This is a genomic window from Demetria terragena DSM 11295 (genome assembly GCF_000376825.1).
Taxonomy (GTDB): domain Bacteria; phylum Actinomycetota; class Actinomycetes; order Actinomycetales; family Dermatophilaceae; genus Demetria; species Demetria terragena.
Window position 1 is genome coordinate 469813 of the sequence record NZ_AQXW01000004.1, and the last position, 22533, is coordinate 492345.

Here is a 22533-nt window from a genome sequence, read left to right on the forward strand (position 1 = left end):
GCGACGCGCTCAGACCTCAGAGCTCAGATTGTGCTTCGTCATCGACATCAAGCCACTCGGGTCGTTCCTTGGCCTCGCGGCGCTTGTCGAGCATGATCGCCAGCCCACAGGAGCCGTAGTACAGGATCATCAGGGGGATCAGGATGACGAACATCGCCAACGGGTCGGGCGTCGGGGCCATCATCGCCGAGAACACCGCGATCACCAGAACTGCCACGCGCCAGCCCTTGAGCATGATGCGACCCGGGAGGATACGAATGGTGTTGAGCGCCATCAGGATCACCGGCAACAGGAACGACAGCCCCATCAGCAGGATGAACTTCGTGACGAAGTTGATGTAGTAGGTCGCGTCGATCAGATTGGACGTGATGTTGTCGGCTGGCGTGAAGCCGAACAGCGCGCCGATGATGGCCGGGATCGCCAGGCCGCCAAAGATGCAGCCGATGATGAACAGGGGCACCGCCGACCCGATGAACAAGCGGGCGACTTTCTTCTCTTTCTTGGTCAGACCCGGCACCAGGAAGCCCCAGATCTGCCACAGCCACACCGGACTCGACAGAATCAGGCCAACAAAGAAAGAGATTTTGATCCGCAAACTGAATGCCTGCGTCGCCTGCCCGAAGTTGGGCTGGATTTGGGCTGAAGGATGCTCGTCGCGATAGTCGAAGATCGGCTGGATCAGGACGTTCCAGACACCCTTGAAATCCCAGCTGCCGATCGCGACCGGGTCGAAAATGAGCCAGCCAATCACCGCTCCGGCCACGATGGCGCCGGTCGCGATCAACGTGCGATTGCGGAACTCCCGGAAGTGGTCGCCGAGCGACATCCGGGCTTCGGGGTTGGCCGACTTCCGGCGCAGCAGCGCCATTCAGCAGGTGCCGTTCACGCGGTCATGGAGTGGAAAGTTCGCAACGGAGCGGGTGGGCTCAGTTGCCCTGCGAGGGGCCGGTGGCGCCGCCCTGGTTCTGCGGGGGCTGCTGACCTGCGACGGGAGCCTCGCCGGGAACCGACTGATCGGGGGCGGCCGCACGTGGTGCCTCGCCGGGGACCGTGCCGTCGGCGCGCTTGGGCTGGCTCGCCTGACCCTGAACGGTTTCTTTCGATGCGTCGCTGTCGGTCAGGTCGCCGAGTTCACTCTTGAGGATGCGCGTCGAACGCCCCAGGCTACGGGCTGCGTCCGGCAACTTCTTCCAGCCGAACACGACCACGATGATCAGCACCAAGATGACAACGGCCATCGGGTTATCGAACAGTCGGGCCACGGTGGATTCCTCTTCTCACACGCACAGGATGAACTAGGTCTACCCAAGTCTACGCACCACTCTGGTCGTACGTCGCCAGTGCCTCACGCGCGGCGGCAGACACCCGGTCTGCCACGGCTGCCGGCGCCAAGACCACGGCCTCTCCCCCGAGGCGACTCACCAGGGACACCACCCACGTCGGGTCGGTGACGCGCAGGTCGACTTCGATTTTTCCGTCGGGTCGCGTCGCCACCTGCTCGATGGGGTAATACTCCGCGACCCAGGCCGCGGCTGGCTCAAGAAGCAATTGGACCAGGACGTCGTCTGCTGACGGCTGGAACAGCCCGTCGCTCAACTCACGAGGTTGCACGCCCTCCGGTGGGGTCCCATCGACATCGAGTACCTCGACATGTTCGATTCGATCAAGCCGGAAGAGCCTCCGGTCCTCAGCGCGATGGCACCAACCTTCGAGGTACCAACGGCCATCAAGATTGACCACGCGCATCGGATCGACGTCTCGCTCGGTGGATTCGTCCCGCGCCGCGACCAGATAGCGCAAGTGGACGCGACGACTCCGGTCGAGTGCGCCCCGCAGCAGGGCCAACGCCTCACGCTCGGAGTCAGCACCGAGGGCGACCTGCACCTGCCCTGCGCCCTCCAGCATCTCGCCGGTGGCGCTCGTGAGTTTGGCCAGGGCGCGAGAGGCGGCTCCTCGCTCGCTCAGGTCGGGGATTGCGAGCAGCGTCCGAAGGCCCACGATGAGGGCAAGCGCCTCATCGCGATTGAGCCGCAACGGTGTCGAGATGGTGTCAGCGTTGCGGAGATAGACCCGTCCGTCCTCCCACTCTGCCTCGATGAGGTCATCGGGCATGTGCCCCGGCGTGCCACAGAGGAACAACAACATGAGGTCGGCTTCGACCTGCTCGGGTGTGACGCCCAACTCTGCCGCAGCCTCAGTGAGGTCGATGCCTTGGCGGTTCACCAGCCACGGGACCATGGTCAACAGTCGCGCCAGCCGTCCGGTCGCGCTTTCTACCGTCGCGGTCATACCGACCCTTCCTGAGCGGCCACGAGCGCGGCCAGTCGGGCGCGTACGCCCTCGACAAGTTCAGTGGGGCTGATGGCCACCGCCGACGGACCGAACCCGCATACCTCCGACACGAGACGCTCGACGTCGTGATGGGCCAGGGTGAGTTGATCCCAGTCATCATCGACGGCAACGACTTCACTGGCCCGGCGCCGCAACGTATTTCCGGCGCCGGCGCGCACTCGCACGACGGCGGTCCGCGCGCTCCGCCCGCTGTCGTTGGTAGCGATCATCGACATGGCGTCGTGGCCTTCGGGAATGTCGTAGGCCTTGGCCGGACCCTGAACCTTGACCTTTCCCACCACCCGACTTAACCGGAAGACTCGGGGTGCGTCGCGGTCAAGGTCGAAGCCGGTGACATACCAGTGACCATGCCAACTGGCCACCGCCCACGGCTGCAAGCGACGCGCTTGCGCGGGTGCGTCAACACCCTTGCGGTAGGAAAACGCAACCATGCGGCGCTGCAACGCCGCGTCCTTTATCGGCTCAAATGCTGGCTCCGTGGTGCGGACCCGCGGTTCGAGGGTGACCACCGGTCCGACCTCACGGTCGACATCGTGAACGCGCAGTTTGCGCATCGCCTGAGCCGCAGCTCCCCCAAGGCTCGCCTGCTGCCAGGTTCGGGCGGCCAAACCCAGCACCGCGAGTTCGTCGGTCTCGAACGCGATGTCAGGGAGGGCGTATTCGCGTTGGTCGATGCGATAGCCCGGTTCATCGTCGAAGTAGGCGTCCAGCGGCTCGGTACGCAATGGGATACCGATATCGCGAAGTTCGTCCTTGTCGCGCTCAAACATTCGGTCGAAGGACTCATCAGACGCCGCGTCACCATACTGCGGGACGGCCTTGCGGATGTCCTGTTTGGACAGCGGTCGGCGCGTAGACAGGAGGCAGATCACGAGGTTGAGGAGGCGCTCGGTCTTAAGAGCGGGCGAAACCGCACGCGACGAGGAAGCCATGCCCCCGAGCCTACCTAGCCGATTCGGACTAGTGTGCGAGGCGTGATTCATTGGCGATCGGGTGTCGTGGAGTCTGAGGTATCGCGCCGGTCGGGTGCCGTCGAGCATCTCGTCCGGATCGACGACCGAGTCGTCCGGGCGTTGTCCTACTCCGAACTCGTGGGCGAGCCCGCTGTCGGTGACCGAGTTCTACTCAACGTTTCTGCGCTCGATCGGGGCCTGGGAACCGGTGGCCTCGCTCTCGTGGTCGCCCTGCCAGACCGCCTGCCCAAGGACCCACCGGCCGGGCCAGGTCACGTGGTCAAGGCGCGCTATTCCCCCACCCAGACGATGGTCCTCGGGGTCGACGAGCAGGAGTCACCCCATCATGAGGTGCTTCGCGAGGCCGATGACCTGGCGGGCATGCCGGTGGTCGTTGCCGATCTGCACTCGGCTGTCCCGGCGATCCTCGCGGGTCTGCGGGAGCAGGCCGGGCTACGAGTCGCGTACGTCATGAGTGACGGTGGCGCGCTGCCGATTGCGTTCTCCCGCACGGTCGCCGACCTGAAGGACGCTGGCTGGCTGGCCGGGACCGTGACAGCGGGGCAGGCCTACGGCGGTGACCTGGAGTCGGTCAACGTGCATACCGGCCTGCTTGCCGCCCACGCCGTTCTGGGCGCCGACGTCGTCGTACTCAGCCAGGGCCCGGGCAATCTCGGCACTGGCACCCGATGGGGCTTCTCCGGCGTGGCAGCAGGTGAGGCGCTCAACGCCGCGTGGGTCCTCGGCGGGCGCGGCGTGGCCTCACTTCGGGTCTCGCAGGCTGATGAGCGCGAGCGCCACCAAGGAATTTCGCACCACTCCATGACGGCGTACGGTCGAGTCGCGCGGGTACCAGCAGACCTACCAGTGCCGATCCTGGAGGGAGAACTCGGCGCAACGATCCGAACTCAGGCGCAGGACCTGGTGGCCCTCAGCGACGACCGACTCGTGCGCCATGACATCGAGACCGAGGGTCTGCGCGCTGCGCTTGAGGACTGCCCGGTCGACCTACGCACCATGGGACGCAATCTGGACGCTGATGAGGCGTCGTTCCTCGCCGCAGCAGCCGCCGGGCGCTTCACGGCTGCCCTGCTGTCAGCGGACCAACAGTGACTTGTTGTCCGGGTGGCGGGTTCCTCACCCGTTGGTGCGATGTACCGCACCAACGGGTGGGAAAACCACCAGTGGCTAGCTGAGACCGAAGGAACGGCCTGCGCCAGGCTTGTTGGTCGATACCAAGTCGACGACGAAGATGAGCGTCTCACCCGGGGCGATGGCCTCGCCCGCGCCGCTGTCGCCATAGCCGAGGTGCGGCGGGATGGTGATCTTGCGGCGGCCGCCGACCTTCATGCCGAGCAGGCCCTGGTCCCATCCCTGGATGACCTGGCCGACTCCGGCCTGGAACGCCAATGGCGTCCCACGGTTCCAGGATGCGTCGAACTCTTCGCCGGTGGACCAGGCAACCCCGACGTAGTGGGCCTGGATGCTGTCACCGGCCGCTACCTCGGCGCCGTCACCGACGGAAAGATCTTCGACAACCAGTTCTTCCGGCGGGTTCTCACCGGGGAAGTCGATCTCGGGCTTGGTCGTGCTGGGGTCAAACGGCATCGTGAAACTCCTGAATTGTGCTGTGCAAGAACGGTTTAGAGGGCAGCGAGGATATCGACCACGAAGACCAGAGTGTCCGTGCCCTTAATCCCACCCTGGGGGTTGCCCTTCTTGCCGTAGCCATCAGCGGGCGGGATCGACATCAACACCCGGCTACCCACGGTCTGACCGACGAGGGTCTTGTCCCAGCCGGGGATGACCTTGCCCGCGCCGATCTGCATCGGTGTTGGCTGTCCCGGAGTCTTCTGCGGGTTCGGCGGCTGGCCCGGAACGGCGCCTGTGGAATCAAACATCTTGCCGCCCCAGATCTGCCCGGTGTACTGGACGAGCATCTGTTGGCCCGCCACGACCTTCGGTCCCTCACCCTTGATGAGGACCTGGGAGCGCAGCTTGGCCGGCGGCTTCGAGCCCTTCGGGACAGTGATCTTTGCGGGCTTCGCATAGCTGCTCGGCATCGTGACGGTCGGAAGGCCAGGCTCGGATGGAGCCTGCTTCCCGGTGAGCTTGGTCAGGATCGGCATCGAGTCGTTGATCTTGACGTAGAACACCAGAGTGTCCTTGGCCTTGACACCGACCTGCTTGTTGCCCTTCGTGCCGAAACCATCAGCTGGCGGAACGGCGACGACCATCTCGGTCCCGACCTTCTTGCCCTTCAGCGAGTCGACAAGTCCGGGAAAGGTCCCCGGGTTGCCCAGGTTGAACGACGCGTTCGGCTTCCCGAAGGTCGATTCGATCGTCTTGCCCGATGTGCCGTTGACCGCGACATAGGACACGTACGCGATGTCCTTGTTTCCGACCTTTTTGCCGGTGCCCTTCTTGGTCACCTTCGTCGTGGTCTCGTTGACCTGGAAGGGCGCGTCTTTGACCGTGAGCTTGGGCTTTGCCGGGTCGGCCGTGCTGACGGTCGCGTCGGAGATCGGCGCAACTTTGCTCTTGGCGACCGTGTGCGGCGAGGCCGCGGTGGTCGGCTTTGCACTGGAGCTGTTGGCCTTCTGCTCACTGTCATCGCCGCAGGCGGCGAGGAAGGTGAGGGGAACAAGGGCAGCAGCCGCGGCGAACCGCATACCGGGAGAACGCACAGAAAACCTCATCGTCGACGATCGGACGCGTCAGCCTAACGTTCGACCCTGAGTCCGCGGTGTGTGCGGTCTCGATACGGCTCGCGCCAGGGCGCTCGCCTACTCGACCAGCGATGGCAGTGGCTCACATGCCGTCGATCAGTCGCTGCACCCGGGCATCGGAATTTTCGAACGGGTTCTTGCACAACACCGTTCGCTGCGCCTGGTCGTTCAACTTCAGGTGCACCCAGTCGACGGTGAAATCGCGACGCTTCGCCTGCGCGGCGCGGATGAAGTCGCCGCGCAACTTGGCCCGGGTCGTCTGTGGCGGAAAGGTCTTGGCCGCGAACACTTCGAGGTCCGTGCTGATCCGGGCGATCTGACCGCGCCGCTGCAGGAGGTAGAACAACCCGCGCCGACGGTTGATGTCGTGGTAGGCCAGGTCGAGTTGCAACATGCGCGGGTCACCGAGGTCGAGACCATGACGGGCCGAATAGGCGTCCAGCAGTTTGTGCTTGATCACCCAGTCGATCTCGGTGTCGACCAGGCTCAGGTTGTCGGTCTCGATCGCCGTCAGAGTGCGCTCCCACAGGTCCATGACGGTGGTGGTCACCGGGTCGACAAGTCCGTGGTGCTCGACATAGGCCTGAGCCCGAGAGAAGTACTCGGCCTGCATTTGAAGTGCCGACATCTCCTTGCCGTTCGCGAGACGTACCGCGGTGCGTCCCGTGCGGTCGTGACTCATCTCGCGGATGGCGCGGATCGGGTTCTCCAGCGTCATATCCCGCATCGCGAATCCGTCTTCAATCATCCGCAGCACCAGGTGCGCGGACCCCACCTTGAGCAAGGTCGTCGTCTCGCTCATGTTGGAGTCACCCACGATGACGTGCAGACGGCGGTAGTGCTCAGCGTCCGCGTGCGGCTCATCGCGCGTATTGATGATCGGACGCGAACGGGTGGTCGCGCTCGAGACGCCCTCCCAGATGTGGTCGGCCCGCTGGCTCACGCAGTACGTCGGGGTCTGACCCAGCATCGCGATCTTGCCTGAGCCACAGGTGATCTGGCGGCTCACGAGGAAGGGAATCAGCACATCGTTGACGACGTTGAGGTCGCCCTGGCGGCTTAGAAGGAAGTTCTCATGGCAGCCATAGGAGTTACCCGCGGAATCGGTGTTGTTCTTGAAGACGTAGATCTGGCCCTCGATGCCCTCGTCGGTCAGGCGCGCTTGAGCATCCTCGACGAGACCTTCGATGATCCGCTCCCCAGCCTTGTCATGGACAACGAGCTGATGGATGTCGTCGCACTCGGCGGTGGCATATTCCGGGTGGCTGCCGACGTCGAGATAGAGCCGAGCCCCGTTGCCAAGGAACACATTGCTCGACCGGCCCCACGACACGACCTTGCGGAAGAGGTAGCGCGCGACTTCATCTGGCGTGAGACGGCGCGCTCCGTTGAACGTACAGGTCACGCCGTACTCGTTCTCGATGCCGAAGATGCGCCGCTCCATGGGCCTGACTCTAATGTGGTGCAACCGCGGCAGTGGCCCGCCTTACGCTCCACGGCGCCATATGGCACTCTTCTGTCACATTGTCGTGGGGGCAAGGGAGGACACGTCATGACCTCGATTTACGAAGAGTTGCGCCAGCGGATCATCCGCAACGACCTTCAGCCAGCCGCCCGCATCAATATCGACGCGCTCACCCGCGAGCTTGGCGTATCTCAGACGCCGATTCGCGAGGCGCTGCAACACCTCGAAGGCGCTCGCCTCGTCACCCGGGAACAGGGCCGGGGGTATGCCACGACTCCCCTGCTCGACGAGACCTCGCTTCGGCACCTGTTCGAAGTCCGCATGTTGATCGAGCCCTGGTCCGCCAAGGTGGTGGCGGCGGATCGGGCCTGGAACCCGGGACCTGACCTCACGGCACTCATCGAGCGGTTCGAGGAAGAGCATCCCTCGGTCAGCCCGCGATTGGAGCTGGCCGAGCATGACCTTGAGTTCCACACCATCGTGCACCGTGCCACGGGAAATACGTTCCTGGTCAACGCCTTTGTCGACATGCACCCTCAACTACATGTGTGCCGGTTGTACGGCGAAGACTTCGATGGCACGTACACCCTGGATGATCACCGCTCGATCGCGAAGGCCATCACGGACTGCGACCCGGTGGCAGCCGAGCGGGCCATGCGCGACCACCTGGAAAGCGCGCTGCGCTTTCTGCTCGCCCAACTGAACCCCGCCGGGCCTGCCTCACCAGTGGCGAGCCGCGACCTCCCGAACCGATCCCAGGTGTTCCTCAAACCCAATCAGCCCGGCTAGGACCACTCACTCATCGCCTTCGGGCACATCATGGATGGGGTCTTCTGGCGAGAGCAGTGCCGCAAGGAGGGATTCGTTGATCCGGCGGAACGTCCGACGCGTGCGGTGACGGTCCAGGACCGCCGCCTCGAGCTGAGTCGGCTCGAGCGTGCGCGATGCGTCCGCATCCTGCGGGTCGATGCTCAGCACTTCCACGGCGAGGCGCAGCACCGAGTCAAGGTCTTGGCCCGGCTGCCACAGCTCTTCAAGGGCTGCGGTCATCTGCTCGCTGCCGCCACCCATCGCGACAAAGCCGGACTCAAAGGCCACCGACCCGTCGTAGGTGAGCCGATACATCTGGTCGTCCTCGGGGCGCTGACCGACCTGCGCCACCACGATTTCGACCTCGTAGGGCTTCTGCTCCTGGGTAAACACCGCACCGAGCGTCTGGGCATAGGCGTTGGCCAGCCCGCGGGCGGTCACATCGGTGCGGTCATAGGAGTAACCGCGCAGATCGGCGTAACGCACGCCAGCGACGCGGAGGTTCTCATATTCGTTGTATTTGCCGACGGCGGCGAACGCAATGCGGTCGTAGATCTCCGACACCTTGTGGAGCGCCCGCGACGGGTTCTCGCCGACGAACGCGATGCCTCCGTCGTACGCCAAAACCACAACGGCCCGACCGCGAGCAATTCCCTTGCGCGCGAAGTCAGCCCGGTCCTTCATGAGCTGCTCGGGCGAGACATAGAACGGCATCGTCATCAGCGCGCACCTCCTGGATTGTCGTGCCGGTCGGCGATGACCGAGCCCACGACCTGCTCGAGTTCGGCATCGTCAAGGAAGCGGACGCCCTCCACATCGAGTACGGCAACCGTCGGCCAGATGCGTCGACCCAGGTCGGGACCGCCGGTGGCCGAGTCGTCGTCCGCCGCGTCGTACAGCGCCTCGATCGCTGCGCGCACTGCCTGGTGTTGGTCATGCCCAGGACGCCACAACTTCTTCAGCGCCCCTCGGGCGTACTGCGAGCCTGAGCCCACACTGTGGTGACCGCGCTCCTCGTAACACCCACCGGTGACGTCATAGGAGAAAATCCGACCGGTCCCCTCCCTCAGGTCGAAGCCGGCGAACAGCGGAACGACCGCGAGGCCCTGCATGGCCATGCCGATATTGCTGCGGATCATCGAGGCCAGCCGATTGGCCTTTCCCTCGATGGACAGCAAGTCGCCTTCGATCTTCTCGTAGTGCTCAAGCTCCACCTGGAAGAGTTTGACGAGTTCGATGGCAATGCCGGCCGTCCCCGCGATTCCCACGGCGGAGAACTCATCGGTCGCGTACACCTTGGTCATATCGCGATTGGCGATGATGTTGCCCATGGTGGCCCGGCGGTCCCCAGCCAACAGCACCCCACCCTGATAGGTGGCCGCCACGATCGTGGTGCCGTGCGGTGCCTCCAATGTCATACCTGCCGGGATCTGACGAGCCGACGGCACCAGATGCGGCGCGTGGCCGGTCAAGAACTCGGCGAAAGATGACGTTCCCGGCGTCAGGAAGGCTGCGGGAAGTCGGGCGCCATCAGGTGCGGGACTCACTGGCCGCCCTTCTGGACGAACCCGCGGACGAACTCCTCAGCGTTGGACTCCAGCACCGAATCAATCTCATCGAGCATCGAGTCGGTCTCCTCGTCCTTGACCTGAGCGGTGGGAGCCGTGGGCACCTCGGGCGCGTCATCGCCGCCGTCTGGCTCGCCGTCACGACGCTGTGGGCTCTTGTGCTCCTGAGCAGACATCGTCTCGCCCCTCTCTGATCAACCGGGCATGTCGACGCGCGTCACGTCGATGTGATCCCAACCTTATTCCACGGCAAGGCGACTCAGCAGGTCCGCAACATCTGTCGCAGACTCAAGTACCTCGCCCACCGCCGCCCGGGTTCCCCGCTCCGGTTCCAGCATCGGAACGCGCTGCAGACTGCGCTCGCCCGGCACATCGAAAATGATCGAATCCCACGAGGCCGCAGCGATTCGGTCGGGAAAACGAGCCAGGCAGGTGCCGCGGAAATATGCTCTGGTGTCCTCCGGCGGTTCGGTGACTGCCCGCAGTACGTCCTCCTCCGCGACCAATCGCTCCACCTGCCCGCCCGCAAGCATCCGGTTGAACAGGCCCTTGTCCTCGCGCACATCTGACCACTGGATGTCGATGGCCCGCAGGCGTGGGTCCGTCCACTCCAGACCAGCTCGGTCGGCATAACTACGCAAGAGTTTGAGTTTGGCGACCCAGTCCAGTTCTCGGTGCAGGGACATGGGATCGGACTCGAGTCCCGTGAGCACCTGTTCCCACCGGGTCATCACCTCAGCGGTGTCCTCATCCGGCATAGTGCCGCCGTAGGTCCTTTCCAACCACTTCGCAGCCATCTCGTAGTAGGCCCAGAGCAACTCGATCGAGGTCATTGAGCGGCCGGACGCGAGCCGTACAGGGGTCTGCAGCGTGGGGTCATGAGAAATGTCGCGCAACGTCGAAACCGGTTGGGACAGTGTCAGATCCGAGGTGATGGCGCCCGCCTCAATCATGCCGAGCACCAAACTTGTTGTGCCCATCTTGAGCAGATTGGCCACATCGCAGTGGTTGGCATCGCCGAGGATCACGTGCAATCGGCGATACCGATCCGCCACCGCATGGGGCTCGTCGCGGGTATTAATAATGGGCCGTTTCAGGGTGGTCTCCAGCCCCATTTCCACTTCAAAGAAGTCAGACCGCTGAGCGAGCTGGAAGCCCGGGCGGCTCGACTCCGCGCCGATACCGACCCGACCGGATCCGCACATCACTTGGCGGACCACAAAAAACGGGATGAGGTTCTTAGCGATGTCCGCGAACGGCGTCGCACGGGACATCAGGTAGTTCTCGTGCGTGCCGTAGGAGGCACCCTTGCCATCCGTGTTGTTTTTGTAGAGATTGACGCCCGGTTGCTGGGGCGAGAGCAGTCGTACCGCCTCTCGCATCACCAACTCCCCCGCTCGATCCCATCGCACGGCATCGCGTGGACTCATGACCTCCGGTGAGGAGTACTCCGGATGGGCGTGGTCGACATACAGCCGTGCCCCGTTAGTGAGGACCACGTTGGCCAGCGTTGGGTCTTCCTCGTCGGTGAGTTGACTGGCGTCAGCGTCGACCCTGGCCATCTCCCACCCGCGGGCATCGGACAACGGCGTCTCATCTTCGTAGTCCCATCCGGTGCGCGCGGCAGGCAACCCCACGTCCTGGGCGTACGACGTCACGACCCGCCCGGATTGCACCATCGGGTTGGCCTGCGGACTTCCCGGGACAGAAATGCCGTACTCGGTCTCCACGCCCATTACGCGTCGTACAGTCATGAAGTCAGCCTAGGTCGCCCAGTAAGGACAACCAGCACCCATGTCTCATCGTCACCTGATGCCGTTGCGCACTCGCGCCTTCACTTCGGCGTATGAGCGCACGGCTCGACGGGATTTCGCGAACTTCACGCCCGAGCAAATCGCCGAGGACCGCGCCAAGGTCATGCCCACCCGGCCGCCCGCGAGTTGGGTCACCGGAGCCGTGCCCGACGGGGTGACCTTCAGCACCGCGCAGATCCCCATGCGAGATGGCACCACCATCCGCGCGCGCATTGCCCGGACGAGGTCGGCTGCCGCACACGCACCCGTCATCATCTACTACCACGGCGGTGGGTGGACCCTCAGCAATCCGGCCAACTACGACTCCCTCACCGGCTACCTCGCTTCCACCTTGGGAGCCGTGGTTGTAGGCCCGGACTACCGAAAGGCGCCTCAGGACAAGGCCCCTCAAGCGTCGTTCGATGCCTACGACAGCCTGCTCTGGGTCGCGAGCCGCCCCTCTGAAGTCGACGCCACCGGCCCGATTGCCGTGGCCGGTGACAGCGCTGGCGGCAACCTTTCCGCGGTGGTTTCGCTCATGGCGCGGGACCTCGAGGGGCCGACCATCGCGGGTCAGGCCCTCATCTATCCCGCTACCGACCTCACCCGCAGCCACCCCAGCTCGCGATGGCGGGAGGAGGCGGTCCTCACGGGTGAGTCCATGGACTTCTTTCTCGAGGCATATCTCAATGAGGCTGACGTCACCGCCGAGGATCCGCTGGTGTCCCCGCTCTGGGCTTCATCGCACGCCGACCTGCCGCCGTGCCTCATTCAGACCGCTGAATGCGACCCCCTCGTCGATGAAGGCGAGCGCTACGGCGCGATCCTCGAAGCGGCGGGCGTACCCACCCGTGTAACCCGATACGCACAGATGCCACATGGATTCATGAGCTTTCCTGGTGTGGCTCCCGTCGCGGCCCAGGCTCGCTCAGAACTCTCACGTTGTCTGCGGGACTGGCTTTCGACGTCGCCAAAGACTCGCTAGCGATCGGCGAGGTCGAGGTCGACCCGCGTCGACTCCTGGAGCACCGCGAGACTGCGTGTCAGCACCGCTCCGTCACTTTCCCGCCACGCCGAGAGCACGTAGCGACCAGAGGTGGGTAGCGGGAGTTCATAGCCGCCATGTTCATCGGTCACTGTGTGGGCGACTTGCTCACCCAGGTGGCGCACGAGCGCCACGCCCGCGCCAGGCGCGGCCTGACCACAATCAGTCACGGTTCCCCGCATCGTGAGCCGTTCACGCAACTCGGTTGGCGGCAACTCAGCATCTGTCACGCGGACAATCTCTGACCGTGGCGCAAAGCCGTCCGCCGTCAACACCAACAACACCGATTCGCCGTGCCTGAGCGCCAATCGGTAGGTCCCGGTGTCATCGGTACGGCCCCAGTCGATCTGCTCGCCATCCATCCGCAGTGCGGAGGCGACCGCCCTGTTGAGCGGCTCCTTGGTCGGGGTGTGCACCACGCCGCTCACGATGAGTTCCTCAGCATCGTCTTCATCAGAAGGGCTGGCGGTGGGTGCGGGCGTGGCCGCAGGTGCGGACGCGGGAAGTCCTGGGATCGCAAGCGCGACGCCGACGGCGATGAGCGCGGCAACCATCGCCACCCAGAAGGTGTGCTTGAAGGCCTCGAGGGTGGGAAGAGTTTGCCCGGAAACCACCATCGTGGAGGCGCCGAGGAAGGCGACGACTGCAGCCGAGGAAGTCGACGTACCGATCGCCCGAAGCAGCGTGTTGAGGCCGTTCGCGGAGGCCGTCTCGGTGATCGGAACCGACCTCATGATCAAGATCGGCATGGCCGCATAGCCAATGGCCGTACCGATCGAAATGACAGTGGCGCCGATCAAGACCTGGGCAACGGAGTGGGTGAGGAAGACGCGCAGGAGGTAGCCGGCAGCCATCAGCAAGCTGCCGACGATCAGGGTGAACTTCGCCCCGAACCGGCGAGTGACCGACGCTGAGATCGGCGCGAACACCACCATGGCCAGGCCGCCGGGGAGCATCGCCAGACCGGCCTGGGTGACCGATAGTCCGAAGCCATAGCCGGTCGCCTCAGGCATTTGCATCTGCTGGGTCGTGCTCAGCATGTTTCCGAACATCGCAAAGCCGAGAAGGAGCGAGGCAATGTTGGTGAGGAGAACGGGGCGGCGTACCGAGGTCCGCAGATCGACCAGCGGCTGTCCAACGCGCAACTGCGAGGGCAACCACAGCGCCAAGAAAACGGCCGCGACCACGAACGACACCAGGGTTTGCTCGCTCCCCCAACCCCACGTGCCGCCTTTGGAGATTCCCAAGAGCAAGCCCACGAGCGCAACGGACAACAGGACGGCGCCGACATAGTCGAATCGGCCGCCGGTGCGCATCTGTGACTGCGGAATTACCACCAACACGGCCGCGAACATGACGGCGGCGAAGACGGCCGAGACCCAGAACAGCGCGTGATAGGAGAAACGGTCGCTCAGGACGCCAGAGAGCGGCATTCCGATGGCGCCGCCGATGCCGAGGGTGGCACTCATCAGGGCAACGGCGCTGCCGACCCGATTCGGCGGCAGCTCATCGCGCATGATCGAGATACCGACTGGGATCAAGGCCGCGCCAACACCTTGTAGCCCCCGGCCAGCGATCACCACACCAATGGTCTCCGGACCGAGTGCAGGCAACAATGAGCCGACAATCACGGTCCCCAGGCACAACAGCATCATCAATCTCTTGCCGAACATGTCGGCCAAGCGAGCGACGATCGGTGTCGCGACAGCGCCGACGAGCAGGGTGATCGTGACCAGCCAGGACGCGGTGTCGGCAGAGGTGTTGAGGAGCTCTGGAAACATCGGCAGCATCGGGATGACCAGCGTCTGCTGCAGCGAGACCACCGTCCCGCAAATGCTCAGGACCGCGACGACCAGCGGAGTTGACGGACGGGAACGGGCAGCACGGGACACGAGAAAAAGACTCCTAGGGGTGAATATTGTCATTCTATCTATGGCCGCCGTCGCCTGCTCTGGGGTCCCCGTTAGGTTGGTGGGGTGACACGTCGAATCCAGCTTGCCCTCGGCCTCGATCTGCTCAGCATCCTGTTGTTCGCGATCGTTGGTCGGCTCAGTCATCAAGAGTCCGTGCTCGGGGCGCCGCTCACCGCGCTTCCGTTCCTGATCGGCGCCGGACTCGGCTGGTACGTGGTGCGATCCCGCTCTGGTTTGGATGCCGACACCGTCGGCCCTGGCCTCACCGTGTGGGTCTTCACCGTCGTCATTGGTTTGGTTCTGCGGGCCGTGACCGGCGGCGGAATCGCGGCCTCGTTCATGGTGGTCACGCTGGTGATTTTGGGCATTCTGATGATCGGATGGCGAGCAGCAGCAGAGCGCTGGCTCCCGGCGGGCTTCGGAGCCGAGACGCCGGCAGCGTCCGAGGACCAAGATGTCGACGCCTGACTAGGCTTCACCCATGCCCTATCAGACGATGAGCACCGCGGACGTTTTCGAGTTTCTCTCGACCCAGCCAGCGCGTCCAGGTGCCCTGGCCAGCACGCGCAAGGATGGACGTCCGCACGTGGCGCCGATCTGGTACCTCGTCGATGGCGAACCCGACAATTTCACGATCGTGTTCAACACCGGCGCACAGACCGTCAAAGGCCGGTCATTACGCCGGACGGGACTGGCCTCACTCATGGTTCAGGACGACCGAGCCCCCTTCACCTTCGTGACGGTGCAGGGCACCGTCACGATCTCGGAGGACCACGCCGAGGTGCGCGAGTGGGCCGGTCGGCTCGGCGCGCGCTACATGGGCGCTGACCGCGAAGAAGAGTTCGCAGCCCGCAATGGTGTCCCGGGCGAACTCCTCGTCCGCCTTACTCCGGTGCATCTGACCGGCGCACGCGACGTCGCCGACTAAGCAGGACCGCAGCCCTAGAGGTACTGGCCCGTCGCAGCCGCTTGATCGATGGACCGTCCCGGTTCGGCGCCGTCCTTGCCGCTGATCAGCGTCCGGATGTAAACGATGCGCTCGCCCTTCTTACCCGAAATCCGTGCCCAGTCATCAGGATTCGTGGTGTTGGGCAGGTCCTCGTTTTCCTTGAACTCATCGACACAACTGCGGAGCAAGTGCTCGACGCGCAGGCCCTTCACTCCCGTGGTGATCTGATCCTTGATCGCCATTTTTTTGGCGCGCCCGACGATGTTCTCGATCATCGCGCCGGAGTTGAAGTCCTTGAAGTAGAGGATCTCCTTGTCACCGCCGGCATAGGTGACCTCCAGGAACCGATTCTCATCCATCTCGGAGTACATCCGCTCGACGGTCGCTTGGATCATCGCGGCGACGGTGGCCTCGAAGGAATCGTCATTCTCGGCCACGTCATCGGGATGCAACGGCAAATCAGGGGTGAGGTATTTGCCGAAAATATCTCGTGCACTCTCGGCGTCGGGCCGCTCGATCTTGATCTTCACGTCGAGTCGGCCGGGCCGCAGAATGGCCGGGTCGATCATGTCTTCTCGGTTGGATGCACCGATCACGATGACGTTCTCGAGACGCTCAACGCCGTCGATCTCCGCAAGCAACTGCGGGACGATCGTCGTCTCGACGTCGGAACTCACGCCCGAACCACGGGTCCGGAACAAGCTCTCCATCTCGTCAAAGAACACGACGACTGGAACGCCCTCGTTGCTCTTTTCGCGCGCCCTTTGGAAGATCAGGCGGATGTGTCGCTCGGTCTCGCCGACATACTTGTTGAGCAGCTCGGGACCCTTGATGTTGAGGAAGTAACTCTGCTGCTCCTCGCGACCTGTCTGCGCAGCTACCTGGCGCGCGAGAGATGCCGCGACCGCCTTGGCGATCAGCGTCTTTCCGCATCCGGGCGGGCCATACAGCAGGACACCCTTGGGCGGCCGAAGTTGGTGCTCTTTATAGAGATCCGCATGCAGGTACGGCAACTCGACCGCGTCGCGGATTTGTTCGATCTGGCCAGTCAGTCCCCCAATGTCCTCATAGGAGATATCTGGGACTTCTTCGAGGACCAGATCGGCCACCTCAGCCTTGGGGATACGTTCGAAGACGAAGCCACTTCGGCTGTCGAGCATCAAGGAGTCGCCCACCCGAATCGTTTCGCCTGCAAGGGAGTCCGCGATCCGACAGACCCGCTCTTCGTCGGCGTGCGACATCACCAGGACTCGGCCGGTGCCGAGGAGTTCTTTGGCCATCACGAGCTCGCCGACCTGCTCAAATCCGGCGGTCGCCACGATGTTGAGCGCCTCGTTGAGCATGACTTCACGGCCGGGCGCCAACTCACCTGCCTCGACGTTGGGACTCACCGCGACCCGCATTTTGCGGCCGCTGTTGAGGATGTCAGCGGTCGAATCCTCGTGGACAGCAACGATGACGCCGTAGGACGCGGGCGGCTGCGCGAGCCGGTCTACCTCGTCCTTCAACGTGACGATCTGTTGACGGGCGTCTTTCAGCGTCCGCACCAGCCGCTCGTTTTGGGCCGACAGGGTGCCCATCGAGGACTTGAGTTGGATGACTTGCTGCTCGAGCCCGCGATCCTGACCCGGCCCTGGGGAGGCCTGGCCGCTCAGATTGCGCACCTCGGCCCGCAGGCTTTCTTCGCTAGTCGGGCTGCCGTCCGCTCGGCGCTCGGGCTGCTGCTCGCTGGTCATCGCAGGCACCTCCTCGGTTGGCCTCGACCCTAACCCGCGCACCTGTCGATCAGCAGCGCCGACTCACGGTGTGGGCATCGGCGATGTGGCCCGTGTCCCCCTACCCGGTGTAGGAGCAAAGCAGGGCGGCGACGGCGGCGACGACTCCCACACCGAGCGCCTTACTACTGGAGGAGGTCACCCTAGTGTCCCTCAAGGCCCAGATCAGGACAATGCCAGCGGCCGAACCACCGAACAGGAGACCGAGCGGCAGACTTGCCCATAGGTCGCTGGTCGCGCTACCCGGAAACCATGTACCGATAAAGGCCCCTGCGACAGCTAATCCCATCATGAGCCCAAGGAACTCGAGCGAAACCTTCTCGCGCCCTTTAGTCGAGAACACGATCAGGAGGAGGAACGCGACACAAAGCACCGCAGCCGTCAGCATGAGCAGCCCGGTGACCCAGTCCATTTGATGTCTCCTAAGCCCTATTCGCTCTCGTCGGGCGCCATCTTGCGAGCCAGCTTGCGCACCTTCTTGTCCGACACCGGTCGCTCGCCATAGTCCGCCGGGTCGTTGGACTCGATGGGCAGGTCCTCCGGCGCGACCTCTGAAAAGTCGCCCTTCCCAGGGCGGCGCTTGCGCAGCGGCGGCGTGACACCCGGCGCCAGCCGACGAGTCGTGATCAAGAATCCGGTATGCCCGTGCATCCGGTGCTCCGGCCGCACGGCCAGGCCCTCCAAGTGCCAACCACGCACCATCGACTCCCATGCCTGTGGCTCGGTATATCCACCGTGCGTCCGGGCGGCCTCGGCGACTCTGGATAGCTGTGTCGTCGTGGCGACGTAACAAATCAGCACGCCTCCCGGTGCGAGCGCATCACCCACCGCCTCCAGACATTCCCACGGCGCGAGCATGTCCAGCACGACCCGGTCGACAGTGCCGGGCTCAACGTGCTCGGGCAGTGCCTCCACCAAATCTCCAACGGTCACCGTCCAGGCCGGGTGCTCGACGCCGAAGTACTCCCGCACGTTGCCTTGCGCGATGGTCGCAAAGTCCTCACGGCGCTCAAAGGAGTGCACTGAGCCGAAGTCGCCGACGGCACGCAGCAGGGCCATACTCAGCGCGCCGGAACCGACGCCTGCCTCCACGACGCGAGCGCCAGGAAAGATGTCTGCGAAGGTGACGATCTGACCAGCGTCCTTGGGGTAGACGACCGCTGCGCCACGCGGCATCGACATGACGTAGTCCGACATGAGTGGCCGCAGCGCGAGGTATTCCACACCCGCTGTGTTGGTGATGGTCGTGCCGTCCGGCGCACCGATGAGCTCGTCATGGGTGAGGTGGCCACGGTGCGTGTGGAACTGCTTTCCCGCCTCAAGCGCGATCGTGTGCATCCGCCCCTTGGGGTCGGTCAGTTGGATTCGCTCGCCCTCGGTGAAGGGTCCTCGGCGCGACGCTGCGCCTGTCGGATTCGGTTCGTCCGTGCGGTCATTGGCCATGAGGAAGGAGTCTAGGAGGCCACCCCCACGTCGTCCCGGTCAGGATCGACGGTTGGCTCGGGACAGCGCGTCCAGCATGTCCTGGGCGCGTACGAGCCCAGCGATCTGTGTTCCTTGGGCGTACGTCACGATGACCTGCTCGGCGCGAAGGTCCCGAAGCGCCGAGATCACCGGCAGGATGTCGCCATACGGATCGATAACGTCGACTACCCACCCCTGTGGCTGGGCAACGGCTACGGCGCTGGTCGCCACGTCGCGGCGTTCGCCGTCGGGGACGGATTCCGACGCTTGCGCGTCGATCAGACCCCACAGCCCGCGCTCGGGGCTCGCCACCACGGCAACCCCATCAGGGACCTGCGACAGCGGCGCACGGTCATCAACGACCCTGACCGGAATGGTGATCTGTTCGAGGCGCACCCCCGAAATGCGAGCCGCGCCTTGGGCGGAGCGGATCGATGACGTCGCACCAAGCCACATAAACATGGCGATGAAAAGCACCCCGACCACCGTCACCAGGGGCGGGCGTGTCCCCTGAAGAAGGGGCAGTACGGCAAACCACCCCACCAAGATCACCGCGGCAGCTCGACCTGCCCAGCCAGCCACGATCGTCCCCCTTGACCGGGAGCCAGTCAGGCGCCACACCACCGCCTCGACCAGAAATCCTCCGTCGAGCGGCAGTCCGGGCAGCAGATTGAAGATCCCGACAAAGGCGTTGCTCCAAGTGAACGCGATGAGGAGCAACTCGATGACCTGATTCGGGGCCGCCGGTAGCAGCACCCACCCCAGCCCCGCCATTGCCCCGTTGGCCAGCGGGCCCACCACCGCGACCAACGCGCTCGCACCCGGCGACTGCTCATTGCCGTGGTCATAGGCGGTATGGCCACCCCAGAGGTTGGCCACGATGCGCTGCACGCGATAGCCCACCCGCTGGCCAACGAGGGCATGGGCTGCTTCGTGGACGAGCACCGACAGCAGCAGGAGCACGGCATACAGGCCAGCCACGAGATAGGCCAGGACGCCCAACGTAGGAAGCTGGGCCTCCAGCCGTGGGCCAAAAAGCAACACGATGACCACGGCCACCATGAGCCAAGACCGGCTAATGATCACAGGCACGCCGCGCAGCGTGGCGACCTGCCAGCCGACGAGACCGCCGCTAGACGCACGATCCGGGGCTGCCATGAACGCGAGCCTAATGTCGGATACGTCCTGTCGGCCCGGCGGCATAGGCTCAGTACATGCCCGCTCAGCCTGCGTTGTCCCCGAGTCGAGCGGCCGACTTCTTGCAGTGCCCACTGCTCTATCGCTTCCGAGTGATCGACCGCCTTGAGACGCCGCCCTCACCCGCGGCTGCCCGCGGAACCCTGGTCCATAGCGTGCTCGAACGCATTTTTGACGTGCCAGCCGATCAACGCACTCCCCAGGCGGCCGTAGACATGATCGGCGCTGCTTGGAGCGACATGCTGACCGACGAACCGGAGCTGGAAACGCTCGTCGTCGGCCCGGAGGCGCAGGAGGCCTGGTTCAGCGAAGCCGCGACGCTGGTCCACCGCTGGTTCAGGCTGGAAGATCCCACCCGACTCGAACCCAGCAGCCGGGAGCGCTACGTCGAGACCGAGGTCGGGGGTCTGCTGTTGCGTGGCTATATCGATCGCATCGACACCGCGCCGACGGGTGAGGTTCGGGTCGTGGATTACAAGACTGGACGATCGCCGTCGACACGGTTCGAAGCGCAGGCGCTCTTCCAGCTGAAGTTCTATGGCCTCGTGCTGTGGCGCTCTACCGGCGTACTCCCCCGACTGCTGCAACTGGTTTATCTCGGCAATGGCGAGATCCTTCGCTACACACCCGACCGCGACGATCTTGAGGCCACCGAGCGCAAAATTCGGGCGCTGTGGCAGGCCATTGCCGCCGCAGCCGAGTCCGACGAGTGGCGACCACGGCGCTCAGCGCGATGCGCGTGGTGTGACTATCGCGCGCACTGCCCAGAGTTTGGCGGGACTCCTCCGCCGCTGCCGCCCGATGCCGCTGTGCGGGCCCTCTCACCGGGCTATCCGCCCGAGGCCGACGAGTCGGGTTCATGACGCCGTTCGCGGCCGACGCTGACTCGGCTCGCAGTCAGGTCACGTCGGCCCAACTGCCGCTTCGGCCGTACGTCTCGGTACGTCACGCTGATGTCCTATCCGAGAGGTGTGCCGGGGCCGATGAGGACGTGCACTTCTCGTCAGCTGTGGCCCGCGCGGTGATCGAGGACCTCACCCATCCGGGCGATCGTGTCCTCGATCCGTTCGTCGGGTTTGGGACGACGTTGCGGGCGGCGACCGAACTTGGCCGTGTCAGCGTCGGAGTGGAGTTGCTGCCCGAGCGCTGCGCGACGACCCGGCAGGTGGCCCCGGAGGCCCTCGTGATCGAGGGTGATGCGCGCGGGTTGAGTGCGTTGGTCGCGGGTCCCTTTGACCTCGTCCTCACCTCCCCGCCCTATCGCACCGAGTTCTCTCATCCCGACGACCCGTTGACCGCATATACCCGGGCTGGTGGCGACTACGACGGCTACCTGGACGACTTAACGAGAATTTTTGCGGCCTGTCTCGCCATGCTGACACCGTCCGGATACCTCGTCGTCAACGTCGCAAACATCGCTGCCGACTCTGGATTCACACCGTTGGCCTGGGACCTGGGTTTGCGGATGAGCGCGATTGGGCAAATTGTTCAAGATGTTCCCGTGTGTTGGGACCAGCCCCTGCACGATCTCGCGGGTGACCATCTCATCGTCGTGCGGGCTTCGCACACCCAGGAGTCATCGAGGATTCTGTAAGTTTCTCCTGGTATTTACTGCCCAAATCCGCATTCGGGCCTATGGTGGTGAGGGCGTGCCGCAGGGAGAGCAAGTGGCTCGCTCCACCGGTATCAGTTTTTGAAGGGGTTTCTGGCATGACATCTGTTCGATCGCACCGCCTTGCCTTTGTGGGTTTGGCGTCCACCGCCGCACTCGGCCTTGGTGGCCTGACCCTGGGCATCAGTTCTGCACACGCGACCACTGTCGGCGTGGCCGGCACCTGCGAGGTACAGGTCAATGTGGCCGACGCCGTACCAGGTTCGACCGGGACCCTGTCTGCGGTCGTCAACCCAGAAGGTGGCGGCGAAGAAGTCCGCCAGCGCACCCCCATCGAAATCGATGAATCTGGTTCAGCGACCTGGACCATTGCCGCCGACTCCTTCCCCGACGGTACGGGTGAGGTGCGGTGGTTCGGCCGGGATGCCGGAAACGCGCGCGAGTCCGTCGCCACGCCGATCACGATCGACTGTGTGGCCGATCCGGAGCCCACCGAGACGACAACTCCGCCCGAGCCCACCGAGACCACGACTCCGCCGGAGCCGACTGACACGCCTGAGCCCACGGAAACAACCCCGGAGCCGACCGCGACTTCCGAGCCCACGAGCACTTCAGAGCCCACCAGCACTTCAGAGCCCACGGGTACCTCAGAGCCGAGCAACACCATGCCCGCACCAGCCACCACCAGCGGGCCAAAGATCGACACGGGTGTCACGAGCGATGGCTCCTCGGGCGCGGTGCTCGCGCTTGCTGGTCTCGCCACGCTTGGCGGCGTCGGTGCAGCCGGCGTGTTCGCCCGCCGTCGCCTGCACGGTGACGACAACTAGTTTCTGCACCACAGCACCATCCGCAGGGCGGCCCCATAGCGATGGGGCCGCCCTGCGGCTGTTGGGGGTGGCGAAGGCGAA

Annotated in this window: 24 protein-coding genes; 8 read left to right on the forward strand and 16 right to left on the reverse strand. The window is 64.4% G+C overall.

Annotated features, from left to right (window positions below; genetic code table 11):
* Positions 1–16 precede the first annotated feature (16 nt).
* From tatC to F562_RS0106385, 4 genes are read right to left on the reverse strand one after another with little or no spacing between them, the layout of a single operon-like run.
* Complete coding sequence (gene tatC, locus F562_RS0106370; RefSeq protein ID WP_018156104.1) at positions 17–868, reverse strand: twin-arginine translocase subunit TatC; 852 nt, start codon at positions 866–868, stop codon at positions 17–19.
* A 58-nt stretch (positions 869–926) separates the two neighbouring features.
* Positions 927–1262: a twin-arginine translocase TatA/TatE family subunit gene (locus tag F562_RS18280; RefSeq protein ID WP_018156105.1), complete on the reverse strand. Its 336-nt coding sequence runs from the start codon at positions 1260–1262 to the stop codon at positions 927–929.
* A 49-nt stretch (positions 1263–1311) separates the two neighbouring features.
* Positions 1312–2289, reverse strand: a complete 978-nt coding sequence (locus F562_RS0106380; protein WP_018156106.1) for a helix-turn-helix transcriptional regulator — start codon at positions 2287–2289, stop codon at positions 1312–1314.
* The gene (locus F562_RS0106385; protein ID WP_018156107.1) at positions 2286–3284 is read right to left on the reverse strand and encodes a helix-turn-helix transcriptional regulator; all 999 of its coding nucleotides are present in this window, start codon (positions 3282–3284) and stop codon (positions 2286–2288) included. The genes F562_RS0106380 and F562_RS0106385 overlap by 4 nt, the downstream gene beginning before the upstream one ends.
* A gap of 42 nt (positions 3285–3326) precedes the next feature.
* Between F562_RS0106385 and F562_RS0106390 the strand changes: the two genes are divergently transcribed.
* A complete protein-coding gene (locus F562_RS0106390) occupies positions 3327–4418 on the forward strand; it encodes a DUF3866 family protein (protein ID WP_018156108.1) in 1092 nt (363 codons plus the stop codon).
* 75 nt (positions 4419–4493) lie between these two features.
* Here F562_RS0106390 and F562_RS0106395 read toward each other — a convergent pair whose 3' ends face one another.
* The 3 genes from F562_RS0106395 to pafA all read right to left on the reverse strand — a co-directional run bounded on the left by F562_RS0106395 (position 4494) and on the right by pafA (position 7478).
* On the reverse strand, positions 4494–4913 hold the full coding sequence (locus F562_RS0106395; RefSeq protein WP_018156109.1) for an FKBP-type peptidyl-prolyl cis-trans isomerase: 420 nt from the start codon (positions 4911–4913) through the stop codon (positions 4494–4496).
* A 35-nt stretch (positions 4914–4948) separates the two neighbouring features.
* Positions 4949–5992, reverse strand: a complete 1044-nt coding sequence (locus tag F562_RS0106400) for an FKBP-type peptidyl-prolyl cis-trans isomerase (RefSeq protein WP_169333367.1) — start codon at positions 5990–5992, stop codon at positions 4949–4951.
* A 124-nt stretch (positions 5993–6116) separates the two neighbouring features.
* On the reverse strand, positions 6117–7478 hold the full coding sequence (gene pafA, locus F562_RS0106405) for a Pup--protein ligase (RefSeq protein ID WP_018156111.1): 1362 nt from the start codon (positions 7476–7478) through the stop codon (positions 6117–6119).
* 108 nt (positions 7479–7586) lie between these two features.
* Between pafA and F562_RS18285 the strand changes: the two genes are divergently transcribed.
* Positions 7587–8288: a GntR family transcriptional regulator gene (locus tag F562_RS18285; RefSeq protein WP_018156112.1), complete on the forward strand. Its 702-nt coding sequence runs from the start codon at positions 7587–7589 to the stop codon at positions 8286–8288.
* A 6-nt stretch (positions 8289–8294) separates the two neighbouring features.
* On the opposite strand, the gene prcA is transcribed toward F562_RS18285, so the two are convergent.
* The 4 genes from prcA to dop form a co-directional block, all read right to left on the reverse strand.
* Positions 8295–9029, reverse strand: a complete 735-nt coding sequence (prcA, locus tag F562_RS0106415; protein WP_018156113.1) for a proteasome subunit alpha — start codon at positions 9027–9029, stop codon at positions 8295–8297.
* Complete coding sequence (gene prcB / locus F562_RS0106420; protein WP_018156114.1) at positions 9029–9856, reverse strand: proteasome subunit beta; 828 nt, start codon at positions 9854–9856, stop codon at positions 9029–9031. Before prcB ends, prcA begins: the two co-directional genes overlap by 1 nt.
* On the reverse strand, positions 9853–10053 hold the full coding sequence (locus F562_RS0106425; protein WP_018156115.1) for a ubiquitin-like protein Pup: 201 nt from the start codon (positions 10051–10053) through the stop codon (positions 9853–9855). Before F562_RS0106425 ends, prcB begins: the two co-directional genes overlap by 4 nt.
* A 63-nt stretch (positions 10054–10116) precedes the next feature.
* Positions 10117–11631 carry a depupylase/deamidase Dop gene (gene dop, locus F562_RS0106430; protein ID WP_211206436.1) on the reverse strand — a complete coding sequence of 505 codons (1515 nt, stop codon included), beginning with the start codon at positions 11629–11631 and terminating at the stop codon, positions 10117–10119.
* 40 nt (positions 11632–11671) lie between these two features.
* On the opposite strand from dop, the gene F562_RS18290 reads away from it, so the two are divergent.
* Positions 11672–12655, forward strand: a complete 984-nt coding sequence (locus tag F562_RS18290) for an alpha/beta hydrolase (RefSeq protein ID WP_018156117.1) — start codon at positions 11672–11674, stop codon at positions 12653–12655.
* Here the strand turns inward: F562_RS18290 and F562_RS18295 are convergent.
* A complete protein-coding gene (locus tag F562_RS18295; protein WP_018156118.1) occupies positions 12652–14607 on the reverse strand; it encodes an MFS transporter in 1956 nt (651 codons plus the stop codon). The two genes, F562_RS18290 and F562_RS18295, sit on opposite strands and share 4 nt — an antisense overlap.
* An 84-nt stretch (positions 14608–14691) precedes the next feature.
* Here F562_RS18295 and F562_RS18300 point away from each other — a divergent pair, with 84 nt between their 5' ends.
* Positions 14692–15096, forward strand: a complete 405-nt coding sequence (locus F562_RS18300) for a DUF3054 domain-containing protein (protein WP_018156119.1) — start codon at positions 14692–14694, stop codon at positions 15094–15096.
* A gap of 13 nt (positions 15097–15109) precedes the next feature.
* Entirely contained in the window at positions 15110–15556 is a 447-nt protein-coding gene (locus F562_RS0106450; RefSeq protein WP_018156120.1) for a PPOX class F420-dependent oxidoreductase, read from the forward strand.
* Positions 15557–15570: 14 nt separating this feature from the next.
* Here the strand turns inward: F562_RS0106450 and arc are convergent, their stop codons facing one another.
* The 4 genes from arc to F562_RS18305 all read right to left on the reverse strand — a co-directional run bounded on the left by arc (position 15571) and on the right by F562_RS18305 (position 19974).
* Positions 15571–17313, reverse strand: coding sequence for a proteasome ATPase (gene arc / locus F562_RS0106455; protein ID WP_018156121.1), 1743 nt, complete (start codon positions 17311–17313; stop codon positions 15571–15573).
* 100 nt (positions 17314–17413) lie between these two features.
* Positions 17414–17764, reverse strand: coding sequence for a hypothetical protein (locus tag F562_RS0106460; protein ID WP_018156122.1), 351 nt, complete (start codon positions 17762–17764; stop codon positions 17414–17416).
* A 17-nt stretch (positions 17765–17781) separates the two neighbouring features.
* Entirely contained in the window at positions 17782–18795 is a 1014-nt protein-coding gene (locus F562_RS0106465; protein WP_018156123.1) for a tRNA (adenine-N1)-methyltransferase, read from the reverse strand.
* Positions 18796–18834: 39 nt separating this feature from the next.
* Entirely contained in the window at positions 18835–19974 is a 1140-nt protein-coding gene (locus F562_RS18305) for a site-2 protease family protein (RefSeq protein ID WP_018156124.1), read from the reverse strand.
* 56 nt (positions 19975–20030) lie between these two features.
* On the opposite strand from F562_RS18305, the gene F562_RS0106475 reads away from it, so the two are divergent.
* From F562_RS0106475 to F562_RS21025, 3 genes are all read left to right on the forward strand, one after another.
* Positions 20031–20876, forward strand: coding sequence for a RecB family exonuclease (locus tag F562_RS0106475; protein WP_018156125.1), 846 nt, complete (start codon positions 20031–20033; stop codon positions 20874–20876).
* Positions 20873–21607 (forward strand): TRM11 family SAM-dependent methyltransferase, encoded by a 735-nt coding sequence (locus F562_RS18310; RefSeq protein WP_018156126.1) that lies wholly within the window; start codon positions 20873–20875, stop codon positions 21605–21607. Before F562_RS0106475 ends, F562_RS18310 begins: the two co-directional genes overlap by 4 nt.
* A gap of 116 nt (positions 21608–21723) precedes the next feature.
* Positions 21724–22452 carry a hypothetical protein gene (locus F562_RS21025; protein ID WP_211206437.1) on the forward strand — a complete coding sequence of 243 codons (729 nt, stop codon included), beginning with the start codon at positions 21724–21726 and terminating at the stop codon, positions 22450–22452.
* The last annotated feature ends 81 nt before the right edge of the window (positions 22453–22533 follow it).